The 22,033-nt window shown below is 59.5% G+C and carries 23 protein-coding genes (1 of these 23 only partly in view); 10 read left to right on the forward strand and 13 right to left on the reverse strand.

Going from position 1 to position 22,033, the window contains the following annotated elements; all coding sequences use genetic code 11:
- On the reverse strand, window positions 1-741 hold the 5' portion of the coding sequence (gene tyrS, locus J3P86_RS23970; protein WP_434698992.1) for a tyrosine--tRNA ligase. It extends 459 nt beyond the left edge of the window; the window shows 741 of its 1,200 coding nt (coding positions 1-741); its start codon is at window positions 739-741; the stop codon falls past the left edge of the window.
- 211 nt (window positions 742-952) lie between these two features.
- On the opposite strand from tyrS, the gene J3P86_RS23975 reads away from it, so the two are divergent.
- Entirely contained in the window at window positions 953-2,371 is a 1,419-nt protein-coding gene (locus J3P86_RS23975) for a peptidoglycan DD-metalloendopeptidase family protein (protein WP_434631145.1), read from the forward strand.
- A gap of 3 nt (window positions 2,372-2,374) precedes the next feature.
- A complete protein-coding gene (locus tag J3P86_RS23980; protein WP_434698993.1) occupies window positions 2,375-3,466 on the forward strand; it encodes an anhydro-N-acetylmuramic acid kinase in 1,092 nt (363 codons plus the stop codon).
- Between the two features lie 67 nt (window positions 3,467-3,533).
- On the opposite strand, the gene erpA is transcribed toward J3P86_RS23980, so the two are convergent.
- Together erpA and argC are read right to left on the reverse strand one after the other, a co-directional pair.
- The gene (gene erpA / locus J3P86_RS23985; protein WP_003177727.1) at window positions 3,534-3,884 is read right to left on the reverse strand and encodes an iron-sulfur cluster insertion protein ErpA; all 351 of its coding nucleotides are present in this window, start codon (window positions 3,882-3,884) and stop codon (window positions 3,534-3,536) included.
- A 149-nt stretch (window positions 3,885-4,033) separates the two neighbouring features.
- Entirely contained in the window at window positions 4,034-5,068 is a 1,035-nt protein-coding gene (gene argC, locus J3P86_RS23990) for an N-acetyl-gamma-glutamyl-phosphate reductase (RefSeq protein WP_305498436.1), read from the reverse strand.
- Between the two features lie 134 nt (window positions 5,069-5,202).
- On the opposite strand from argC, the gene hemJ reads away from it, so the two are divergent.
- The 6 genes from hemJ (at window position 5,203) to coq7 (ending at window position 9,624) form a co-directional block, all read left to right on the forward strand.
- Window positions 5,203-5,634: a protoporphyrinogen oxidase HemJ gene (hemJ, locus tag J3P86_RS23995; protein WP_305498435.1), complete on the forward strand. Its 432-nt coding sequence runs from the start codon at window positions 5,203-5,205 to the stop codon at window positions 5,632-5,634.
- Window positions 5,635-5,668: 34 nt separating this feature from the next.
- Window positions 5,669-6,637: an NAD(P)H-dependent flavin oxidoreductase gene (locus J3P86_RS24000; protein WP_434571456.1), complete on the forward strand. Its 969-nt coding sequence runs from the start codon at window positions 5,669-5,671 to the stop codon at window positions 6,635-6,637.
- 39 nt (window positions 6,638-6,676) lie between these two features.
- A complete protein-coding gene (locus J3P86_RS24005) occupies window positions 6,677-7,636 on the forward strand; it encodes a DUF805 domain-containing protein (protein ID WP_434698994.1) in 960 nt (319 codons plus the stop codon).
- A gap of 62 nt (window positions 7,637-7,698) precedes the next feature.
- On the forward strand, window positions 7,699-8,484 hold the full coding sequence (locus J3P86_RS24010) for an SDR family NAD(P)-dependent oxidoreductase (protein ID WP_434696648.1): 786 nt from the start codon (window positions 7,699-7,701) through the stop codon (window positions 8,482-8,484).
- 78 nt (window positions 8,485-8,562) lie between these two features.
- Window positions 8,563-8,901 (forward strand): histidine triad nucleotide-binding protein, encoded by a 339-nt coding sequence (locus J3P86_RS24015; RefSeq protein WP_305498431.1) that lies wholly within the window; start codon window positions 8,563-8,565, stop codon window positions 8,899-8,901.
- Window positions 8,902-8,976: 75 nt separating this feature from the next.
- Window positions 8,977-9,624, forward strand: coding sequence for a 2-polyprenyl-3-methyl-6-methoxy-1,4-benzoquinone monooxygenase (coq7, locus tag J3P86_RS24020; RefSeq protein WP_434698995.1), 648 nt, complete (start codon window positions 8,977-8,979; stop codon window positions 9,622-9,624).
- 98 nt (window positions 9,625-9,722) lie between these two features.
- On the opposite strand, the gene speD is transcribed toward coq7, so the two are convergent.
- The gene (gene speD, locus J3P86_RS24025) at window positions 9,723-10,517 is read right to left on the reverse strand and encodes an adenosylmethionine decarboxylase (RefSeq protein WP_434571448.1); all 795 of its coding nucleotides are present in this window, start codon (window positions 10,515-10,517) and stop codon (window positions 9,723-9,725) included.
- A gap of 239 nt (window positions 10,518-10,756) precedes the next feature.
- On the reverse strand, window positions 10,757-11,179 hold the full coding sequence (locus J3P86_RS24030; protein ID WP_008061600.1) for an OsmC family protein: 423 nt from the start codon (window positions 11,177-11,179) through the stop codon (window positions 10,757-10,759).
- A 237-nt stretch (window positions 11,180-11,416) separates the two neighbouring features.
- On the opposite strand from J3P86_RS24030, the gene crp reads away from it, so the two are divergent.
- Entirely contained in the window at window positions 11,417-12,061 is a 645-nt protein-coding gene (crp, locus tag J3P86_RS24035) for a cAMP-activated global transcriptional regulator CRP (protein WP_434627751.1), read from the forward strand.
- Here crp and J3P86_RS24040 read toward each other — a convergent pair.
- From J3P86_RS24040 to J3P86_RS24055, 4 genes are read right to left on the reverse strand one after another with little or no spacing between them, the layout of a single operon-like run.
- Window positions 12,058-12,750: a lipoate--protein ligase family protein gene (locus J3P86_RS24040; protein WP_434698996.1), complete on the reverse strand. Its 693-nt coding sequence runs from the start codon at window positions 12,748-12,750 to the stop codon at window positions 12,058-12,060. The genes crp and J3P86_RS24040 overlap by 4 nt on opposite strands.
- 4 nt (window positions 12,751-12,754) lie before the next feature.
- Complete coding sequence (gene trpC, locus J3P86_RS24045; protein ID WP_434696646.1) at window positions 12,755-13,591, reverse strand: indole-3-glycerol phosphate synthase TrpC; 837 nt, start codon at window positions 13,589-13,591, stop codon at window positions 12,755-12,757.
- Window positions 13,588-14,637, reverse strand: coding sequence for an anthranilate phosphoribosyltransferase (gene trpD, locus J3P86_RS24050; RefSeq protein WP_434698997.1), 1,050 nt, complete (start codon window positions 14,635-14,637; stop codon window positions 13,588-13,590). Before trpD ends, trpC begins: the two co-directional genes overlap by 4 nt.
- A gap of 9 nt (window positions 14,638-14,646) precedes the next feature.
- Complete coding sequence (locus tag J3P86_RS24055; protein ID WP_434627740.1) at window positions 14,647-15,240, reverse strand: aminodeoxychorismate/anthranilate synthase component II; 594 nt, start codon at window positions 15,238-15,240, stop codon at window positions 14,647-14,649.
- Between the two features lie 413 nt (window positions 15,241-15,653).
- Between J3P86_RS24055 and estP the strand changes: the two genes are divergently transcribed.
- A complete protein-coding gene (gene estP, locus J3P86_RS24060) occupies window positions 15,654-17,561 on the forward strand; it encodes an esterase EstP (protein ID WP_434698998.1) in 1,908 nt (635 codons plus the stop codon).
- Between the two features lie 140 nt (window positions 17,562-17,701).
- Here estP and trpE read toward each other — a convergent pair whose 3' ends face one another.
- The 4 genes from trpE to J3P86_RS24080 form a co-directional block, all read right to left on the reverse strand.
- Window positions 17,702-19,183 (reverse strand): anthranilate synthase component I, encoded by a 1,482-nt coding sequence (gene trpE / locus J3P86_RS24065; protein ID WP_434627734.1) that lies wholly within the window; start codon window positions 19,181-19,183, stop codon window positions 17,702-17,704.
- A 70-nt stretch (window positions 19,184-19,253) separates the two neighbouring features.
- On the reverse strand, window positions 19,254-20,072 hold the full coding sequence (locus tag J3P86_RS24070) for a phosphoglycolate phosphatase (RefSeq protein WP_434571435.1): 819 nt from the start codon (window positions 20,070-20,072) through the stop codon (window positions 19,254-19,256).
- Entirely contained in the window at window positions 20,069-20,743 is a 675-nt protein-coding gene (rpe, locus tag J3P86_RS24075) for a ribulose-phosphate 3-epimerase (RefSeq protein WP_434627731.1), read from the reverse strand. The genes J3P86_RS24070 and rpe overlap by 4 nt, the downstream gene beginning before the upstream one ends.
- Before the next feature lie 78 nt (window positions 20,744-20,821).
- Entirely contained in the window at window positions 20,822-21,970 is a 1,149-nt protein-coding gene (locus J3P86_RS24080) for an iron-containing alcohol dehydrogenase (protein WP_434698999.1), read from the reverse strand.
- Window positions 21,971-22,033: the final 63 nt, after the last annotated feature.

The following is a 22,033-nucleotide window of genomic DNA, read 5'->3' on the forward strand; positions in this document are numbered from 1 at the left end:
CTTGCCGTACATGACGCCCGGCGCTTCCTGGATCCCGACGTAGTTGCCCAGCGACTTGGACATCTTCTTCACGCCATCCAGACCTTCCAGCAATGGCATGGTCAGGATGCACTGAGCTTCTTGCCCATAGCCGCGCTGCAGCTCACGCCCCATCAGCAGGTTGAACTTCTGATCGGTACCGCCAAGCTCAACGTCCGCCCGCAATGCGACCGAGTCATAACCCTGCACAAGCGGATAGAGGAACTCATGGATGGCGATTGGCTGATTGGTTGTATAACGCTTGTCGAAATCATCGCGCTCGAGCATGCGAGCTACGGTGTATTGGGAAGTCAGGCGTATGAAATCCGCCGGCCCCATCTGATCCATCCAAGTGGAGTTGAAAGCCACTTCGGTCTTGGCCGGGTCAAGAATCTTGAAGACCTGAGTCTTGTAGGTCTCGGCGTTGTCGAGAACCTGCTCACGAGTCAGCGGAGGACGCGTGGCACTCTTGCCGCTCGGATCACCGATCATGCCGGTGAAGTCGCCTATAAGGAAGATAACCTGATGCCCCAGGTCCTGGAATTGACGCAGCTTATTAATAAGCACGGTATGCCCCAGGTGCAGATCGGGCGCCGTCGGATCGAAACCGGCCTTGATACGCAGCGGCTGCCCGCGCTTGAGCTTTTCGATCAGCTCGGACTCGACCAACAGTTCTTCCGCACCACGTTTGATCAGCGCTAGCTGCTCTTCAACCGACTTCATAACAGACCCGCAAGGCTCAGATTCAAAGGGCCCCAACCATACAAGATCGCGCACCAAATACAAGGTTTGCCAGGTGCACGAACGCCAATCCCATAGACAGAGCGTCCGCGGGCTTGCTTCGCAGGGGTTTTGGTTATATTTTATACAGTTATTTCATCTTCATCATGTCATTCATCTTTTCCAATTCATCTTTTCAAAAGTCAAATTACCTATGACCACCGAACCGTCTAAAGCGCCGCCGCTTTACCCAAAGACCCACCTGCTCGCCGCAAGTGGTATCGCCGCCCTCCTTAGCCTGGCGCTCCTGGTATTTCCTTCCAGCGATGTCGAAGCCAAAAAGACGACTCTGAGTCTTGAACTGGAAAGTCCCGCTGAACAACTGACACAAGAACAAGACGCCGCCGAAGCCGTTCAAGCCACAAACGAACCGGCCGCCTCGCCTTTTGCGCAGATTGAAGAAAGCCCGGAAGACACTGCAAACGCCACTGCACAGGTAGAAGCTCCTGTTGCAGAAGAGAAGAAAGGACCGGACCACCGTGAAGTGATTGTTGCCAAGGGCGACACACTCTCCACCCTCTTCGAAAAGGTGGGCCTGCCCTCAACCTCAGTCCATGAAATCCTGGCCAGCGACAAGCAAGCCAAACAGTTCACTCAACTGCAACGTGGCCAGAAACTCGAATTCGAACTCAATCCAGACGGGCAGTTGACCAACCTGCACACCAAGCTGAGCGATCTGGAAAGCATCACCCTGACCAAAAACGAAAAGGGTTATGTATTCAACCGCGTCACCACCAAACCTACCGTGCGCTCCGCCTATGTTCACGGCGTCATCAATAGTTCGCTGTCCCAGTCGGCTGCCCGCGCCGGCCTTTCCCACAGCCTGACCATGGACATGGCCAGCGTGTTTGGTTATGACATCGACTTCGCGCAGGATATTCGCCAGGGCGACGAGTTCGACGTCATCTACGAACAGAAAGTGGTCAATGGGAAAAGCGTCGGCAACGGACCGATCCTTTCCGCGCGCTTCACCAACCGCGGCAAGACCTATACGGCGGTGCGCTACACCAACAAGCAGGGCAACAGCAGCTACTACACCGCTGACGGCAACAGCATGCGCAAGGCGTTTATCCGTACTCCAGTCGACTTCGCCCGCATCAGCTCCAGGTTTTCCGCAGGCCGCAAGCATCCTATTCTGAACAAGATCCGCGCCCACAAAGGCGTCGACTACGCAGCTCCGCGCGGCACGCCCATCAAGGCTGCCGGCGATGGCAAGGTACTGCTGGCCGGCCGTCGAGGCGGTTATGGCAATACCGTGATCATCCAGCACGGCAACACCTACCGCACGCTGTACGGCCACATGCAAGGTTTCGCCAAGGGCGTGAAGACCGGCGGCTCCGTCAAGCAAGGCCAGGTTATTGGCTACATCGGTACGACTGGCCTGTCCACCGGCCCGCACTTGCACTATGAATTCCAGGTCAACGGCGTTCACGTCGATCCGCTCGGCCAGAAGCTGCCGATGGCCGATCCGATTGCGAAATCCGAGCGCACCCGTTTCCTGGCTCAGAGCCAGCCTCTGATGGCTCGCATGGATCAAGAGAAAGCCACCCTGCTGGCTTCGAGCAAGCGCTAAGCCATGGCGCTCTATATCGGTGTGATGTCCGGGACCAGCCTGGATGGCCTGGATATCGCGCTGATCGAACTGGCCCCGGCGATCAAATTGATCGCCACGCATTACATACCCATGCCCACGCCCCTGCGCACCGAGTTGCTTGCACTGTGCAGCAGTGGGCCCGATGAGATCGCCCGCTCCGCCATCGCCCAGCAGAACTGGGTAAAGCTGGCCGCGCAGGGCATCCATACCTTACTCGACGAACAGAAGCTCAAGCCTGAAGACCTCACCGCGGTTGGCAGCCACGGCCAAACCATTCGCCATGAACCGGCCCGCGGATTTACCGTGCAGATCGGTAACCCGGCACTCTTGAGCGAATTGACTGGCATCACCGTTGTCAGCGATTTCCGCAGCCGTGATGTCGCCGCCGGAGGACAGGGGGCGCCTCTGGTTCCGGCATTTCACGAAGCACTGTTCGAAGAACGAGTCGGTCCTCGTGCAGTGCTGAATGTCGGCGGCTTCAGCAATCTCAGCCTGATAGAGCTGGCAAAACCCGTATCAGGTTTCGATTGTGGCCCAGGCAACGTATTGCTCGATGCATGGATACACCAGGAGCGAGGCGAGCCTTTTGATCGTGACGGCCAATGGGCAGCCAGCGGAAAAGTAGAGCCGACTTTGCTCAAGACGTTGCTTGGAGACCCCTTCTTTGTAACCAAGGGCCCGAAAAGTACCGGACGAGAAGTATTCAACCTGTCCTGGCTGACCCGTCATCTATCGCAATTGCCAGCCTTCACCCCTGAAGATGTGCAGGCGACACTACTTGAACTGACTGCCCTGACCATCGTCGAATCACTCCAGCATGCCCAGCCGAACACGCAGGAGTTGCTGGTCTGCGGCGGTGGGGCACACAACCAGACACTGATGAAGCGCCTGGCTGACTTGCTACCAGCTACCAAAGTCAGCAGTACGGCAGTGTACGGCGTGGACCCGGATTGGGTTGAAGCCATGGCCTTTGCCTGGCTCGCCCATTGCTGTCTTGAGGGTATTCCAGGCAACCGTCCAAGTGTCACTGGGGCCCGTGGCCCGCGCGTACTCGGTGCCATTTATCCGGCCTGAGATCAATAATCGCGGACAAAAAAACGCCGCAGGGCCGTAAGGCTCTGCGGCGTTTTTATTGAAGCGATCAGATCGAAAACGAAGAACCGCACCCACAAGTTGTGGTGGCGTTAGGATTCTTGATCACGAAGCGCGATCCTTCCAGGCCTTCCTGATAATCCACTTCGGCACCCGCCAGGTACTGGAAGCTCATCGGATCGACCACCAGGCTGACGCCTTCGCGCTCGACGATGGTGTCATCCTCGGCCACTTCCTCATCGAAAGTGAAGCCGTACTGAAAACCTGAACAACCGCCGCCCGTCACGAACACGCGCAGCTTCAAACGATCATTGCCCTCTTCATCGACCAGGCTCTTCACCTTGTGCGCGGCACCGTGGGTGAATTGCAAAGCCGTGGGGGTGAAGGTTTCGACGCTCATGCTGAATATCTCCCGGCGCTTACGCCGCCATAATGCGTGATGGCGGGCATTATCCGCTTCTCCGACAAAATTGGTCAACTATTTGCGCAGCAGCTGTAAGCCGCAAGCTATAAGCCACGGGCTCGTAGCTTACAGCCTGCATCTCTTAATCAAGGCAGCATCCCAGCGTGGGACAGGCCCAGTCGCTCATCCAGCCCGAAGAGGATGTTGAGGTTCTGTACCGCTTGGCCGGAAGCGCCCTTGACCAGGTTGTCGATTACCGACAAGACCACGACCAGGTCGCCATCCTGCGGGCGATGCACAGCGATCCGGCATACGTTCGCGCCGCGGACACTGCGGGTTTCCGGATGGCTGCCAGCCGGCATCACGTCGACAAACGGCTCATCGGCATAACGCTTCTCGAACAGCGCCTGCAGATCCACGGAGCGATCGGTCACGGTGGCGTAGAGGGTGGAATGGATACCACGGATCATGGGCGTCAGGTGCGGCACGAAAGTCAGGCCGACGTCCTTGCCTGCCGCGCGACGCAACCCTTGGCGAATCTCCGGCAAATGACGATGCCCCTTGACCGCGTAGGCCTTCATGCTCTCCGATGTTTCGGAGTACAACGAGCCAACGCTGGCACCTCGACCGGCGCCGCTGACGCCCGACTTGCAGTCGGCGATCAAGCGCGACGCATCGGCGAGACCGGCCTCGAGCAAAGGCAGGAATCCCAACTGCGTCGCGGTCGGATAGCAACCCGGCACCGCGATCAGCCGTGCCTGCCTGATTTTTTCACGATTGACTTCCGGCAAGCCGTAGACCGCCTCGTCCAGCAGTTCCGGTGCGCCGTGAGGCTGACCGTACCACTTGGCCCATTCGTCTGCGTCCTGCAGACGGAAGTCTGCCGACAGGTCAATGACCTTGGTTCCCGCGGCCAGCAGCTCACCCGCCAGAGCGTGGGCGACACCATGGGGGGTGGCGAAAAACACCACATCGCAGGCCCCGAGGGTCTTGACGTCAGGGACGCTGAACGCCAGGCCGTCGTAATGGCCACGCAAGTTCGGATACATGTCGGCGACGGCCAAGCCGGCCTCGGATCGGGAGGTAATGACCACCACCTCAGCTTGCGGATGCTGCGCCAACAGACGCAGCAGTTCGACACCGGTGTAACCCGTGCCGCCGACGATACCGACCTTGACCATGAACCTGCCCTCAACGAACCACTGGAAAGCCGTCGATGATAGGGCGCCCGCAGCGCTGCGACAACCGCCAAGGTGACGTGTGGCCGCGCTAACCTCTACTATCGAACCTACCGTGAACCTGGGAATAATCAAAAATGCTCTATCTATGGCTCAAAGCGCTTCACATTGTCAGCATGGTCTGCTGGTTTGCCGGCCTGTTCTACCTGCCTAGATTGTTCGTCTACCACGCTCAAAGCGAAGACAGCGTCAGCAAGGAACGCTTCTCCATCATGGAACGCAAGTTGTATCGCGGCATCATGGGCCCGGCGATGATCGCCACGCTGGTGTTCGGCATCGGCTTGCTCAGCCTCAATGCCAGCGCCTACTTCACCCAAGGCGGCTGGATGCACGCAAAGCTGACTCTGGTCGTCCTGCTGATCGGCTATCACCATATGTGCGGTGCCCAGGTGAAGCGCTTCGCCCGTGGCGAAAACACCCGCAGTCATGTCTTTTATCGCTGGTTCAATGAAGTGCCGGTCGTGATATTGCTGGCTATTGTAATTCTGGTCGTGGTCCGGCCGTTCTAATTCCAACCGCATCCACTGATCAGAGGGACCTCCAATGTCGCTGCCCGCTCTGCTTGAACAACGTCTGCGCCTGCCTGTCGTGGTCGCACCGATGTTCCTCATTTCCAATCCGCAGCTGGTACTGGCCTGCTGCCGCAACGGTGTCGTCGGGAGTTTCCCGGCGTTGAACCAACGTGAAAGCAGCGGCTTCAAGGCGTGGCTGGAGGAAATCGAAGCGGGCTTGGCGACTCTGGAAAAGCCGGCGCCCTACGCAGTCAATCTGATCGTCCATCACAGCAACCCGCGACTCCAGGCCGACCTGGCAATCTGTATCGAGCACAAGGTGCCGATCGTCATCACCAGCCTGGGGGCGGTGAAGGAATTGGTGGACGCGGTTCATGGCTATGGCGGCCTGGTATTTCACGACGTGACCACTCGCCGCCATGCCGAAAAAGCCGCCGAAGCGGGCGTCGACGGTTTGATTGCCGTTGCGGCCGGTGCGGGTGGGCACGCAGGAACCTGGAGCCCATTCGCACTGATTGCTGAAATCCGGCAGTTCTTCGATAAAACCCTGTTGCTTGCAGGATGCCTTAACCACGGCCATCAGATTCTGGCTGCGCAATTGCTTGGCGCGGATCTGGCCTACTTCGGAACGCGTTTTATCGGCACGACGGAAAGTCACGCGTCCGACGCTTATAAAGAGATGTTGCTCACATCCAGAGCCGCGGACATCGTGCATACTCCCGCAGTGTCCGGGGTGCCGGCCAGTTTCATGCGTCAGAGCCTGGAAAGTGCCGGCTTCGACCTGGCTGCTCTGCAAGGCAAGGGCGTGGCGGATGCGGGGGCGAAACTCAAACCGCTCAATGATGAAGCCAAGGCCTGGAAGACCGTATGGTCCGCCGGCCAGGGTGTAGGTGACATCAATGATTTGCCCGGTGTCGATCAATTGATCGCACGCCTGGATGAAGAATACCGGCAGGCGCAAGCCCTAGCGACACAACTTGGCGGCCATTGGCCGCGCTGAACCCACAATAAACCAACCAGAAAGACAAGGATGCCAGGCATGAGCGAAAACCGTTTCAACATTGTATTCGACGGGGCCCTGCTGCCAGGCGTAGATACCACTACCGCCAAGCTCAACCTCGCCGAACTGTTCAAAAGTGATGTGAGCGCCATTGAACGACTGTTCAGCGGTCGCAAGGTGTCCCTCAAGAACAACCTGTCCCAGAATGAAGCGCAACAGTACCTGGACGCGCTTCATAAAAGCGGCATCGATGCACGAATCGAAGCCGAACCGTCCATCCAGCTCAATCTCGGCGAAATCCAGGAGCAGCCGGGCGGCCGCCAGCCGGACTCCGTGATCGATCCTGTTTCTCCTTATGCGCCTCCACGGGCAGCAGTGGGTGAAACGTTCGCCGAGTACGGCACGCTCAAACCCTTCAGCTTCGAGGGACGTATCGGACGCCTGCGCTACCTGGCCTGGACCATGGTCCTGACCCTGGCCATGCTGCCGTTGGTAGGCCTGGGCTTCTGGGTCGCCACGAACTGGCTGCTCGCTTCCGACTCGATAGCAGGGTTGGTCGTCGGTGGTCTGATCGCTGTAGTCGTCGTGCTTGCCTTCGCGTTCGTGAGCATCCAGTTCAACGTCCAGCGTCTGCATGATCTCGGCTGGTCGGGGTGGTTGTGGCTGATCAACCTCGTGCCATTCGTGGGCAGCATCTTCCCGTTCATTCTCATCATCGCCCCAGGCAATACCGGCGCCAACCAGTACGGCCCACCACCGCCGCGCAATACCACGGCGGTCAAGCTGCTGGCGTCGCTGTGGCTGGTAATGATCGTCCTGATTTTCGTGGCTACCTTCGCCGGCATCTTCGGTGCTCTCCAGGAGGACTTCGATAGCGGTGCCTCGAGCAGCTACGAAAGCAGCGAATACAGTGACCAGACCAGCGAAGAACCGGCCGTTGATGCAGCCGAGCCCGCCTCGCCTTCTGTAGACTACGAAGAAGAAGAAGAGGAACAATAGGCCCGCTTCATGCCAGTGACAGCCCAGTCCACTGGCGGCGGGCTGTTGCGATGGAGAACTGCATGACCCGTTACGCCCTGATCACTGGCGCTTCCAGCGGAATCGGCCTGGCCCTGGCTGAAGCACTGGCCCGGCGCGGGCGCAACCTGATACTCGTGGCGCGACAGCGCGATCGACTGGAAAGTATTGCGATCGAACTGACCCAGCGATTTGGCGTGGAAGTATTGTTCCGGGCTTGCGACCTGAGCGAGCCCTTGCGGCTTTCAGGTTTCCTGCTGGAACTGGAAGAAGGCGAACGCCAGATCGACCTGCTGGTCAACTGCGCCGGCATCGGCACCTTCGGCCCGTTCCTGGGCCAGGACTGGATGACCGAGCAGGACCTCATCGAAGTGAATATCCTGGCCCTGACCCGCCTCTGTCACGCCGTAGGCAACAGCATGGCGCTGCATGGAGGCGGCCAGATCCTGAACGTCGCGTCGACTGCCGCATTCCAGCCGGGCCCCTGGATGAGCACCTACCACGCCAGCAAAGCGTACGTATTGCACTTTTCCGAAGCCCTGCGAATCGAGCTGAAGAAATGTGCGATCAAAGTCTCGGTACTTTGCCCGGGCCCGACCCGCACCGGTTTTTTTGCCGAGTGGCAACGGGACGAGAAGCCCAGCGACGATAAGAAGCTGATGAGCCCTGAAGAGGTTGCGCTGTACGCTGTCCGCGCGCTGGACAGGGACCGGGCCATTATCATTCCCGGACGCCGCAATCGCTGGATCGCCGCCCTGCCCCGACTCGGGCCGCGCTGGCTGGTGCGAATTCTTAGCGGCATGTCCAATAAAGCCTACTGTCCACGCTAGATTTGCGGATGGTTAACCCGGGCTTGCCAACCGAGCCTTCATACACTCGACCTCAAACAACCCAACGGAGCAGCAGCCGTGGACACTCTGTTTACCAAGATCATCAACCGGGAAATTCCGGCCAGGATCATTTATGAAGACGATCAGGTTCTGGCTTTTCACGACATCGCCCCCCAGGCTCCAGTGCATTTCCTGGTGATTCCGAAAAAACCGATCCGCACCCTCAATGACCTGACCGAGGAAGACAAAGGGTTGGCCGGACATATCCTGTTTACCGCCCAGCGCCTTGCGCTTGAGCTGGGCTGTGAGGAAGGCTTCCGCGTGGTGATGAACTGCAATGAACTTGGCGGGCAGACCGTCTATCACATTCATATGCACGTGCTGGGGCAGCGCCAGATGAACTGGCCACCGGGTTGATACCGCTGACCCAGCGCAAATCTTCAGCAGCCGATTGGGTTAAACTGGCTGCCGTGATTTTTTCCGGAGGTAAGCATGACTACCCAACGTCACTACTCGCCCATTGACCGCCTGCTGCTGCAAGCCGATACCGCGATGCGCACGCTACTGCCCTTCAGTGGCCAGCCGTACCGTCCGTCGCCGGCAATCGTGCAGCCGGACGTACAGATGAGTGACGAAGAGACTCGCCATGTCGCGGGCCTGATGCGTATCAACCATACCGGTGAGGTTTGCGCCCAGGCTCTGTACCAGGGCCAGGCGCTGACGGCAAGATTGCCGCAGGTACGCGAGGCGATGGAGCATGCCGCCGAAGAAGAAGTCGACCACCTGGTCTGGTGCGAGCAGCGCATTCGCCAATTGGGTAGCCATACCAGCGTCCTGAATCCGTTGTTCTACGGGATGTCATTCGGCATCGGCGCGGCGGCCGGACTGATCAGCGACAAGGTCAGCCTGGGTTTCGTCGCGGCAACCGAACATCAAGTGTGCAAGCATCTGAATGAGCACCTGGAGCAGTTGCCGGCCGAAGATGAAAAGTCCCGGGCGATTCTTGAACAGATGCGCAAGGATGAAGAACAGCATGCCGAAAGCGCTCTCGATGCGGGGGGTTTTCGTTTCCCGGCTCCGGTGAAATTCGGCATGAGCCTGTTGGCGAAGGTCATGACCAAGAGCACCTATCGGATCTGACCGCGATACGGAGCCTGTCCCACAGACATATCGGGTTTCCCAGAACTGAAAAAGGCGACTACCGCACAGGTAGTCGCCTTTTTTTGTAGCCTTGATCTTCAGCGCGGCATGTTGCGCGCGTAGAAAATCTCCAGCATCTCGTGCTTCACACGCTCTTCCACCTGGCCACGCTGCTCAACGGACAGGTTGCTGGTGGCATCACCGAACAGGTAGTTGTCCAGCTCGAAGTCCTTGAGCAGCATCTTGGTGTGGAACAGGTTTTCCTGGTACACGTTCACGTCGGTCATCTGATACGCGTCGCGAGTGTCTTCGGAGAGATAGTTCTGGATCGAATTGATCTCGTGATCAATGAAGTGCTTGTGGCCTTCCACGTCCCGTGTGAAGCCACGCACACGGTAATCCACGGTCACGATGTCGGAATCGAATTGGTGAATCAGGAAGTTGAGTGCCTTGAGCGGTGAAATGACGCCACAGGTCGACACATCGATGTCCACTCGGAACGTTGCGATACCGTCCACCGGGTGGATCTCCGGATAGGTATGTACCGTGATGTGGCTCTTGTCGAGGTGGGCCAGGATAATTTCAGGCAACGGGCCCGGGGACTCTTCGATCTGGCTTTCGGTCGGTGTCACCGGCTCTTCCGAGATCAGAATGGTCACGCTGGCGCCTTGGGGTTCATAGTCCTGACTGGCGATGTTCAGGATGTTGGCACCAATGATATCGACAACTTCCGTGAGGATCTGCGTGAGGCGCTTGGCGTTGTACTCTTTATTGATGTACTCGACGTAGGCCTGCTGGTCTTGCGGGGTTTCCGCATAGCAGATGTCATAGATGTTGAAGCTCAAGGTCTTTGTCAGGTTATTGAACCCATGGAGCTTGAGTTTGCTTTTCACCGTTTGAAAACTCTCTGTGTATTGCGGCCCGGCCGCGTGATCAAGCATGCCCGTCAGATGCGAACGACGCACCTGCGTAGGACGGTTAACACCTCTTCGCGATGGCGATTTTGGTTGTCTGTCCAGGCAATGGATCAGCCCGCGAGCCGATCATTGCCCTGAAAAAAGTGGCGCATTATGCAGATGTCGGCTTCTGACCGCCAGAGCTTGCACTGCATTTGTGATGGTTGGATGTCGATTCAACCCAACTCGATGATTTCATAATCGTGAGTGATTTCAACACCGGCAGCACCGAGCATGATCGAGGCCGAGCAGTATTTCTCGGCGGACAGCTCAATGGCGCGCTTGACCTGGGCTTCCTTCAGTCCACGGCCTTTGACCACGAAGTGCATGTGGATCTTGGTAAACACTTTCGGATCCTCTGTCGCGCGCTCGGCTTCAAGGAACGCTTCGCAACTTTCGACGGCCTGGCGTGACTTCTTGAGAATGCTGACCACATCGAAGTTGCTGCAGCCGCCGACACCGAGCAAGAGCATTTCCATTGGCCGGACACCCAGGTTCCGACCGCCGGCATCCGGTGGGCCGTCCATGACGACCACATGACCACTGCCTGATTCACCGAGGAACATGGCTTCGCCAGCCCATTGGATGCGTGCCTTCATCGCCAAGACTCCACTGTTCAAAAAAAGGGGGCGCCAGCTTAGCACAGCGCCCGTTGATGGCAGCGGGATGCCTGATGCCTCTTACGCCAGCGCCTGTAGGTAAATTCTCGAATCTATTACGAATGCCTCTGTTAAGCTGCGCCATCTCGCTGGCGTATGGCCAGCTTTTGGCGATAGCCATTCGCCCTCACCCAAAAAACCAAACCACCACACCGCGCAGTCTTTCGGGATACAACCATGGTTGCCATTACTCCCACGTCCAAGATCAAGAACCTCGACAAACTCTTGATGCATTGCCAGCGTCGCCGCTACCCCGCCAAGCACAACATCATTTGCGCAGGCGACCGCTCCGATACGCTGTTTTTCATCATCAAGGGCTCCGTCACTATCCTGATCGAGGACGATGACGGCCGGGAAATGATCATCGCCTACCTCAACTCCGGGGATTTTTTCGGCGAACTGGGATTGTTCGAGCAGGCGGGCAAGGAGCAGGAGCGCAGTGCCTGGGTACGAGCCAAGGTCGAATGTGAAGTGGCGGAAATCAGCTATGGCAAATTCCGAGAGCTGTCGCAGCAGGATCCGGACATTCTTTACGCCCTCAGCGGACAAATCGCGCAGCGTCTGCGCAATACCACCCGCAAAGTCGGTGACCTGGCGTTCTTCGACGTGACCGGTCGCGTCGCCCGCTGCCTGCTGGAACTGTGCAAGCAGCCCGACGCCATGACCCATCCGGATGGTATGCAGATCAAAGTGACCCGTCAGGAAATCGGCCGCATCGTTGGCTGCTCCCGAGAGATGGTCGGACGCGTGCTCAAGGACCTGGAAGAGCGCGATCTGGTCAGCGTCAAAGGCAAGACCATGGTCGTGTTCGGGACGCGCTAAAAGCTGCTCAACAGTTCCCGGTAGAGCGCCTCGAGCCGTTCCAGCGCATGAGGCGCCGGGAATTTCTCATGCAGGGCAATGTGGCTCTCGGCACGCACACGCTGCTCCAGGCCACACGCCTCGTTGAACCGATTGACCGCCGCAACCATGGGATCACGCTCGTCATCCAGCAATAGGGCGCCATGCACCAGACCCACCGGCCTCTGGCCACCCTTGCTTTGCCGCCAGCGCTGGGCGGTACCGACCATTTTTCGGCCGTCCAGATTGACGTTGAAGCGCCCATCACAAAACGCGCCCTCCACTTCGCCAAGGGAAGCCACCCCGCCCAGCTCATCGAGCAACTGGCAGATCGGATCGCACAGACGCCGATAAGCAGTCTCGATCCGGCCATGGTCACCTTCACTTCGCGGTGGCGCATAGACCAGCGCGATATTGACCGTAGCGCCCGATTGAGGCACTGGCTCGCCACCGGTTTCACGCAGCAGCACCGGCCAGCCGCTTGCGGCCGATACCTCACAGGCAAGTTCAAAACCTGGCAGGCGACTCAAGCGACGCGGCATGACCAGGGCACGATCGCTGGGTTGCCAGAACAGCAAGCCGGATTCAGCGTCACCGGCGCAAACGCTGGCCAGCAGATCCTGTTCGGCCTGCAGGCCGCTTTCAACCGTGAAGGCAATGGCTGAAGGCATCGATTCAGTCCAGCGTCGAGCCGGTTACCGGAACGCCGCGCTCGGGGAAAAACAAGCGCTGCAGTTCTGTACCCGGGCTTTCGGCCCGCATGAAAGCCTCGCCAACCAGGAATGAATACACATCGCTGACTTCCATCAACTCGACATCGGCTCGGTTGAGAATGCCGCTCTCGGTGATGACCAGGCGATCACGTGGAATTCGCGGCAACAGGTCAAGAGTGGTTTCCAGGCTGACTTCAAACGTATGCAGGTTGCGGTTATTCACGCCGACCAGCTTGGTATCCAGAGTTTTCAGGGCGCGCTCCAGCTCGTCGCCGTCGTGGACTTCCACCAACACATCCAGGCCCACCTCTTTAGCGACTGCTGCCAGCTCGGCCATTTTCACGTCATCCAGGGCGGAAACGATCAACAGCACGCAATCGGCACCCAAGGCCCGCGCCTCGACGATCTGGTACGGATCGATCATGAAATCCTTGCGGATCACCGGCAGCTTGCACGCCGCCCGCGCCTGTTTTAGATAGTCATCGGCGCCTTGGAAAAAATCGACGTCGGTGAGCACCGAAAGGCAGGTCGCACCGCCCTTCTCGTAGCTCCTGGCGATGTCGGCGGGGACGAAGTCCTCACGGATCACACCTTTGCTGGGGGACGCCTTCTTGATTTCGGCGATGACTGCAGGCTGCTTTTTCTTCGCCTGATCGATCAGCGCCTGGGCAAAGCCGCGAGGCGCGTCTGCTGAACGTGCGAGACCTTCCAGCTCGGCGAGGCTGACCCGGGCCCGGCGCTCGGCCACTTCTTCAGCCTTGCGAGCCAGAATGTTTTCCAGAACCGTTGGCACGCTCATCCTTCATTCTCCACTTTGAATACGGCGGTAAACGCGCCCAATTCTTCCAGTTTTTCCCGGGCCAGGCCGGTGTGCAACGCATCATGAGCGAGCTCGACACCTTGCTTGAGGCTGCTGGCGTGATCGGCGGCATACAACGCGGCGCCCGCGTTGAGCATGATCATTTCCGCAGCCTTCTGGCCATTCTCGGTTTTACGCCGCCCCAAGGCATCGCGGATCAACTCAAGTGACTGAGCTGGCCCATCCACCGCCAGTCCATGCAGGCTCTGGCTCTTCATGCCGAGGTCTTCAGGTTCGACCCAATATTCGGTGATCTGATCATTTTTTAGCTCGGCCACGAAAGTGGGCGCCGCCAGGCTGAATTCATCCAGGCCGTCTTTTGAATGGACGACCAGCACGTGCTTGCTACCTAAACGTTGCAGGACCTCTGCCAATGGCCGGCACAGCGCCTGGCTGAACACGCCGACCACTTGATGCTTCACACCGGCCGGATTCGTAAGCGGGCCGAGCATGTTGAACAGCGTGCGCAAGCCCAGCTCGCGACGCGGCGCCGCGGCATATTTCATGGCGCGGTGGTGGGTCTGGGCAAACATGAAGCCGATGCCGACGCTATCGATGCAACGAGCCACCTGGACCGACGTCAGGTTGAGGTAGATACCGGCGGCTTCCAGCAGATCGGCGCTGCCGCTCTTGCCCGACACTGCACGATTGCCATGCTTGGCGACCGTGCAGCCGGCCGCCGCAACGACAAATGCCGAGGCGGTGGAAACGTTGAATATATTGGCTCCGTCACCACCGGTCCCGACGACATCCACCACACCATCAAGGGTCTTGAGTTCGACCTTGTCCGCCAACTCGCGCATGGTCGTGACCGCACCGACAATTTCGTCGATGCTCTCGCTCTTCATGCGCATGGCCATCATGAACGCGCCAATCTGCGCGTCCGTGCACTGGCCAGTCATGATTTCCCGCATCACGTCGCGCATCTCGTCGGTGCTCAGGTCGAGCTGGCCGACGATACGGTTCAGGGCTGTCTTGATGTCCATGGAGAGTCCTTAGCGCGTGCCGCCGGTTTGTTTGAGGAAGTTGGCGAACAGTTCGTGGCCCTGCTCGGTGAGGATAGACTCGGGGTGAAATTGCACACCCTCGATGTTTAACGTCTTGTGACGCAACCCCATGATTTCGTCCACCGAGCCGTCTTCGAGCTGGGTCCAGGCGGTCAGCTCAAGGCAGTCGGGCAGGTTTTCGCGCTTGACGATCAACGAGTGGTAGCGGGTGACGGTAAGCGGGCGATTCAAGCCTTCGAACACGCCCTTGTCTTCATGGAATACCGGGCTGGTCTTGCCGTGCATCACCTGGCGGGCCCGCACGACATCGCCACCGAACGCCTGGCCGATCGACTGGTGCCCCAGGCAGACACCTAGGATCGGCAGCTTGCCGGCAAAATATTTGATGGCTTCGATGGAGATGCCCGCTTCGGTCGGCGTGCAAGGGCCGGGCGAGACGACGATGCGTTCGGGCTTGAGGGCCTCGATTTCGGCAATGGTCAGCTCATCGTTGCGCACGACCTTGACCTCGGAGCCCAGCTCGCCAAGGTACTGCACAACGTTGTAAGTAAAGGAGTCGTAGTTATCGATCATCAGCAACATGGCGTAAACAACCTATTGAATACACTGACTTGGAATACAGCCTTCGAAGAGTGACCCGCACGGTGCTGCGCTGGACAGGCGAATGATGCGCCTGCGAAGCGGTTTCCAAACGGGTAAAGAAGGCAAATCGGTACAGGTCCGGCGAGGCCGGCATGGAACGTTCAGGCGCGCCAACGCCAACGGGCGTGAGCCTTGATCAATTGATTCAGAAGTTTGCTGACAATCGACACGGGGGAAGTCTCGTTCATACGTTCCGGCACAGTAACTTAGCTGGGCGGAGCACGCAATAAGACGGACCCGAAGGGCCCGCAAACAATCGCTACGCTCCGGGATTGGGTGGCAGACCGCCGGAAGCTTTTGGTACTGTCGTTTCGTTTCTTCCGATAAAAAACAAGATTGAAAAGGACCTTCTCATGATCAAGCCGACCTTGTTCATCCCCATCGCCAGCTGCCTGCTGACCATGGCCTGCGCTCAGGCGATTGCTGCCCCCAATCCCTACTCCAATTTCATCGTGTTCGGCGACAGTCTCAGCGACGCCGGTCAGTTCAGCGATCCCGACGGCCCGCCCGGCTCAACCTTGCGTTTTACCAACCGCACCGGCCCGGTCTACCTGGATGGCAGCGGCGAAGCCTATTCTGCAAACGCGACCCAACTGCTCGGTGGACGACTGGGCTTCTCCGCCGATGAAACCGCCGCGTCCACTTCGGCAGTGCGTGCCCGCGAAGGACTCGCGGACGGCAACAACTGGGCTGTAGGTGGTTATCGTACCGACCAGATACTGGACTCGATCACCAATATTTCCGCCACTGGCGAGCGCAGCCGGGCCGGTTATCTGCCAGCCAATGGCCTGCGTGCCGACCCGAATGCGCTGTATTACCTCTCCGGCGGCGGCAATGATTTTCTTCAAGGCAGAGTGTTGAGCATCGCCCAGGCGGATGCCGCCGCGGACCGCCTGGCCGACAGCGTGCAAGTGCTGCAAACCGCCGGAGCCCGCTATGTGATGGTCTGGTTGCTGCCGGACCTGGGCCTGACGCCGGCCCTCAACGGCACCCCCCTGCAGGGAACGGTCTCGCTGCTCAGCAATCGGTTCAACCAGCAACTGGTCACGCGGTTGCAGGGCATCGATGCCGAGATCATTCCGCTGAACGTTCCGCTATTGTTGCAGGAAACCTTTGCCGATCCTGGACGATTCGGCCTTGCCACCGGCGAGAACCTCACCGCCAGTTGCTTCAGCGGCAACAGCTGTACGGAAAACCCCACCTACGGCATCAACAGCGCCACGCCTGATCCGAGCAAGCTGATCTACAACGATGCGGTTCACCCCACCGAAACCGGGCAGAAGCTGATTGCCGACTACGCCTATTCCCTGCTCGCAGCGCCGTGGGAACTGACCTTGCTGCCGGAAATGGCCCACTCGACCTTGCGCGCCCACCAGGATGAATTGCGCAGCCAATGGCAATCGGACTGGGAGGATTGGCAGGCGGTAGGTCAATGGCGGGCGATTGTTGCCGGCGGCGGCCAGCATCTGGACATTGATAGCCAAGGCAGCGGTGCAAGCGCCGACGGCAGTGGCTACAACCTGAACATCGGCGGCAGTTACCGTCTCAACGAAGCCTGGCGCATCGGCGTGGCCGCCGGTCTGTACCGCCAGGACATGGACGCAGGCCGCAACGATTCGAACTACAAGCTCAACAGCTACCTCGCCACCGCGTTCGCCCAGTTCCAGCAGAACCGCTGGTGGGCCGACGCCGCGCTGACCGGCGGCAAGCTCGACTACGACAACCTGGAGCGCAAATTCGACCTGGGCGTCAGCCAGGCGCAGGAAAAAGGCGATACCGATGGTCATCTCTGGGCATTCAGCACACGCGTAGGCTACGACATTGCCCAGCCGGGCAGCCAATGGCACCTGTCACCGTTTGTCAGCGCCGATTATGCGAAGGTCGAGGTCGATGGTTACTCGGAACAGGGCAGCCGCTCCACGGCGCTGACTTTCGACGACCAGACCCGCGATTCAAAACGCCTGGGCATCGGCTTGCAGGGCAAATACAACTTTACCCGCCAGACCCAGGTGTACGGGGAGTATGCCCACGAGCGCGAGTATGAGGACGATACGCAAAAGGTGAACATCGCCCTCAACAGCTTGCCGGCCAATGACTTCACGCTGGAGGGCTACACCCCACAAAGCCACCTCAATCGCCTGAGCCTGGGGATCAGCCACAAGTTGACCAGCGATCTGGCGCTGCGGGGCGGTTATACGTTGCGCAAGGATGATGATTTTACCCAGCAAGGGGTGAGCCTGGGGGTCAGCCTGGATTTTTGACGCGGCCTCTGTGGGAGCGAGCTTGCTCGCGATGGCGGACTGTCAGTCAACCTATTGGTTGAGCCTTAGGGCCTCATCGCGAGCAAGCTCGCTCCCACATGGACCCAGTTGCCCTCGCCACAGTTGTTCGGCAAGAGCCTTCAGTCGCTTGGGGTCTGCTCGGCCAGGGCCACGGCACGGAACATTGCCCGACGCTTGTTCAGGGTTTCCTCCCATTCCAGCGCGGGCACCGAGTCGGCGACGATGCCGCCGCCGGCCTGCACGTGCAGTTCACCGTTCTTGATCACGGCGGTGCGGATGGCGATGGCCGTGTCCATGTTGCCGTTCCAGGCGAAGTAGCCGACGGCTCCGCCGTACACACCGCGCTTGACCGGCTCCAGCTCGTCGATGATTTCCATGGCGCGGATCTTCGGCGCGCCAGACAAAGTGCCCGCCGGCAGGATCGCTCGCAAGGCGTCCATCGCCGTCAACCCCGCCTTCAACTGCCCGGTGACGTTGGACACGATGTGCATCACGTTGGAGTAGCGCTCGATGACCATTTTCTCGGTGAGTTTCACCGAGCCCACTTCGGAAACCCGGCCAGTGTCGTTGCGCCCCAGATCGATCAGCATCAGGTGCTCGGCGATCTCCTTGGCATCTGACAACAGGTCCTCTTCCAGCGCCCGGTCCGCTTCCTCCGTGGCGCCGCGTGGCCGTGTGCCGGCGATCGGCCGCACGGTGATCAGGTTTTCCTCGACCCGCACCAGCACCTCGGGCGAACTGCCCACGACATGGAAGTCACCGAAGTTGAAGAAGTACATGTAAGGCGTCGGGTTGAAACAGCGCAGCGCCCGGTACAGATCGATCGGCGCGGCCTTGAAGTCGATCGACATCCGTTGCGACGGCACGACCTGCATGCAGTCGCCCGCCAGGATGTATTCCTTGATGGTGTCGACGGCTTTTTCGTAGTCACCCTGGGTGAAACTGGAACGGAACACCGGGTCGGCAGCCGACTGCTTGCTGAAGTCCAGGCCGGGACGCGGGGTGATCGGCTGGCGGAGTTTTTCCAGCAACGTCTGAAGGCTTTGTTGACCTTGCTCGTAGGCATCTTCACGGGACGGATCGGCCAGGACGATGGCGTGCATCTTGCCGGCGAGATTGTCGAAGACAACCACCGCATCGGAGACCATCAGCAGAATGTCCGGCACACCCAGCGGATCGGGGTTCGGACAGGTGCCCAGGCGTTTTTCCACATAGCGCACGCAGTCGTAGCCGAAATAACCCACCAGGCCGCCGTTGAAACGTGGCAGGCCGGGGATGGTCGGGACGTTGTAGCGGGCCTTGAAGGATTCAACGAACGCGAGCGGATCCTCGACTTCGTGGCTTTCGATTTCGACGCCATCGCAGGTCACGCTGATGCGATGGTCATGGACTCGCAGCACGGTGCGGCACGGCAGGCCGATCATGGAATAGCGACCCCATTTTTCCCCACCTTGCACCGATTCGAGCAAGTAGGAATTGGGTTGGTCGGCCAACTTGAGGTAGATCGACAGCGGCGTGTCGAAGTCGGCCAGGGTTTCGCAGGCAAGCGGGATGCGGTTGTAGCCGGCAGCGGCTAGACGCAGAAATTCTTCGCGGATCATGGGGTGCCTCGTGGCAAGAGGAGCTGACAGTCAGGTATGCAAACGCGCCGGATAACCGGCCAGGATCACGTCAGGCGCGCCAACGCCAGCGGGCCAGGGCCTTCATGACTTTCATCCAGAGTTTGCGAGTGACCACCACGATGGCGTTTCCAGAAGAGGATTGAACAGCGTCGGGCAACGTTATCTCAGCGGCCGGGTCCAGGCAACCGGGAATTAGCAGGCGCAGATCATCAATCACCAATGTCGGAAATTCCTCGGCAATCGGTCGGCCATGATTGTAGCCGTAGCTCAGGGCAACACATTTGACCCCCGCCGCCTTCGCCGCCAGCACGTCGCTGCGCGAGTCGCCGACAAACAACGATTGGGACGCCGGGATGTTGGCCATTTTCATGACGAAGAACAGCGCGGCCGGGTCGGGCTTTTTCTGTGGCAAGGTGTCGCCGCCGATGATCCAGCGGAAATAACGGCCGATCTTCATCTGATCCAGCAGCGGCGCGACAAAACGCTCCGGCTTGTTGGTGATCAGCGCCATTTCCACGCCCTGCTTGTGCAACCATTTGAGGGTGGAGCGCACGCCCGGATAAACCACGGTCAGTTCGTGGTTGCCTTCATAGGCTTCGTTGAACAGCTCCAGTGCCCGCTCGGCCTCGGCCTCATCAACGCCTTGGGCATCAATGTGATTGGCCAGGGCCCGGCGCACCAGCATCGGCGCGCCGTTGCCGACCCACTGGCGCACGGCGTCGATGCCCGCAGGCGGACGCCCGAGCTGGAGCAGCATATTGTCCACGGCGGCCGCCAGGTCCGGGACCGAGTCGACGAGCGTGCCGTCGAGATCGAACATCACCAGACGCGGCAGGCTGCCGGGAAACAGCTGCTCGAAGCCGCTCATGGACGTGCCAGGGCCAGTTCGGCGCGCATCTTTTCGATCACTGCCTGGTAGTCCGGTGCGTTGAAGATCGCCGAACCGGCGACAAAGGTGTCGGCACCGGCCGCGGCGATTTCGCGGATGTTGTTCACGTTCACCCCGCCGTCGATTTCCAGGCGGATATCCCGGCCCGAGGCATCGATCAGGGCGCGGGCTTCGCGCAGCTTGTCGAGCGTGCCCGGAATGAACTTCTGCCCGCCGAAACCCGGGTTGACGCTCATCAGCAGAATCATGTCGACCTTGTCCATCACGTACTTGAGTACGTCCAGGGGCGTGGCCGGGTTGAACACCAGGCCGGCCTTGCAGCCGCCTTCGCGGATCAATTGCAGGGAGCGGTCGACGTGCAGCGTGGCTTCCGGGTGGAAAGTGATGTAGGTGGCACCGGCCTCGATGAAATCACCGACGATACGATCCACAGGACTGACCATCAGGTGCGCATCGATTGGCGCGGTGATGCCATATTTGCGCAACGCCGCGCAGACCATCGGGCCGATGGTCAGGTTGGGTACGTAGTGGTTGTCCATGACATCGAAGTGGACGATGTCGGCCCCGGCGGCCAGAACGTTGTCCACTTCCTCGCCCAGGCGGGCGAAGTCGGCGGAGAGAATCGACGGAGCAATAGCGAAGGGCTGCATGACGCACCTGTTTTGAGCGAAATCACGATGGCGCGCATTGTATACCTCAAGATTTGGCGCGCCCACCGTGACGCACGATCAATACGCCGCTCGGTAGATCTTCTCGATATCGCCGGCGCTCAGCTTGCGCGGGTTGTTGCGCATCAGCCGCTCTATACCCGCCGCCTCCGCCGCCATGGACGGAATCACCTCCTCGGTGACGCCCAGGCCACTCAGGCCCTTGGGAATTTCCACCGCGGCACACAACGCGGCCATGGCCTCCACGGCCTCGTCCGCGGCTTCGATATCACTCAAATGAGCCGTCTTGATGCCCATGGCTTCGGCAATATCGCGCATGCGCTCGACGCAGGCCATCTTGTTCCAGTGCATGACATACGGCAGCAACAAGGCATTGGCGACGCCATGAGAGACAAGGAAACGTCCGCCCAGCGGATAGGCCAGCGCATGCACGGCGCCGACCCCGGCATTGCCGAACGCCATACCGGCCATCAGGCTGGCGGTGGCCATGTCTTCACGGGCCTGCAAGTGGGACGGGTTGGCGTAGGCCTTGGGCAAGGCGCGGGTGATCAGCTTGATCGCGCCGATGGCCAGGGCATCGGTGATCGGCGAGGCGTTGAGTGACAGGTACGACTCGATGGCATGCACCAACGCATCAACGCCGCTGGCGGCGGTCACGCTGCGCGGACACGTCAGGGTCATCTGCGGGCTGACCAGCGCCACGTCCGGCAGCAGGAAATCACTGACGATGCCCTTTTTCAGCTGTGCGGCCTTGTCAGAGAGGATCGCCACGTTGGTGACTTCCGAACCGGTACCGGCGGTGGTGGGAATGGCAATCATGGGCGGACCTTTGCGCGGCACCTGATCGACACCGAACATATCCTGCAGCTCGCCGTGATAACCGGCATAGACGCCCACGCACTTGGCAATGTCGATGGCGCTGCCGCCACCCAGGCCGATGAGGCCGTCATGCCCGCCGTCGCGGTAGGCTTGCATGCAATCTTCGACGATGGCGATTTCCGGGTCGGGCATGACCCGGTCGAAAATCTCGTAGTCGCGCCCGCCCAAATGCTGCAGCGCCAACTCCACGGTGCCCGACTTGACCAGCGCCGCGTCCGTGACGATCAACGGGTTATCGACATCCAGCCGTGTCAGCTCCGCCGCCAGTTGCTCGATGGCAGCGGCGCCGGTGATCAGTTTGTGGGCGATCTTGAATGAGGAAAGACTCATGTGCGCGGCCTCTTGTTCGAGTGGGGGCTGGCACAAGGATAGCTCGGTATTGGGGGGTGGTCT

It is taken from the genome of Pseudomonas sp. D1-1, assembly GCF_051132225.1.
Classification (GTDB): Bacteria; Pseudomonadota; Gammaproteobacteria; order Pseudomonadales; family Pseudomonadaceae; genus Aquipseudomonas.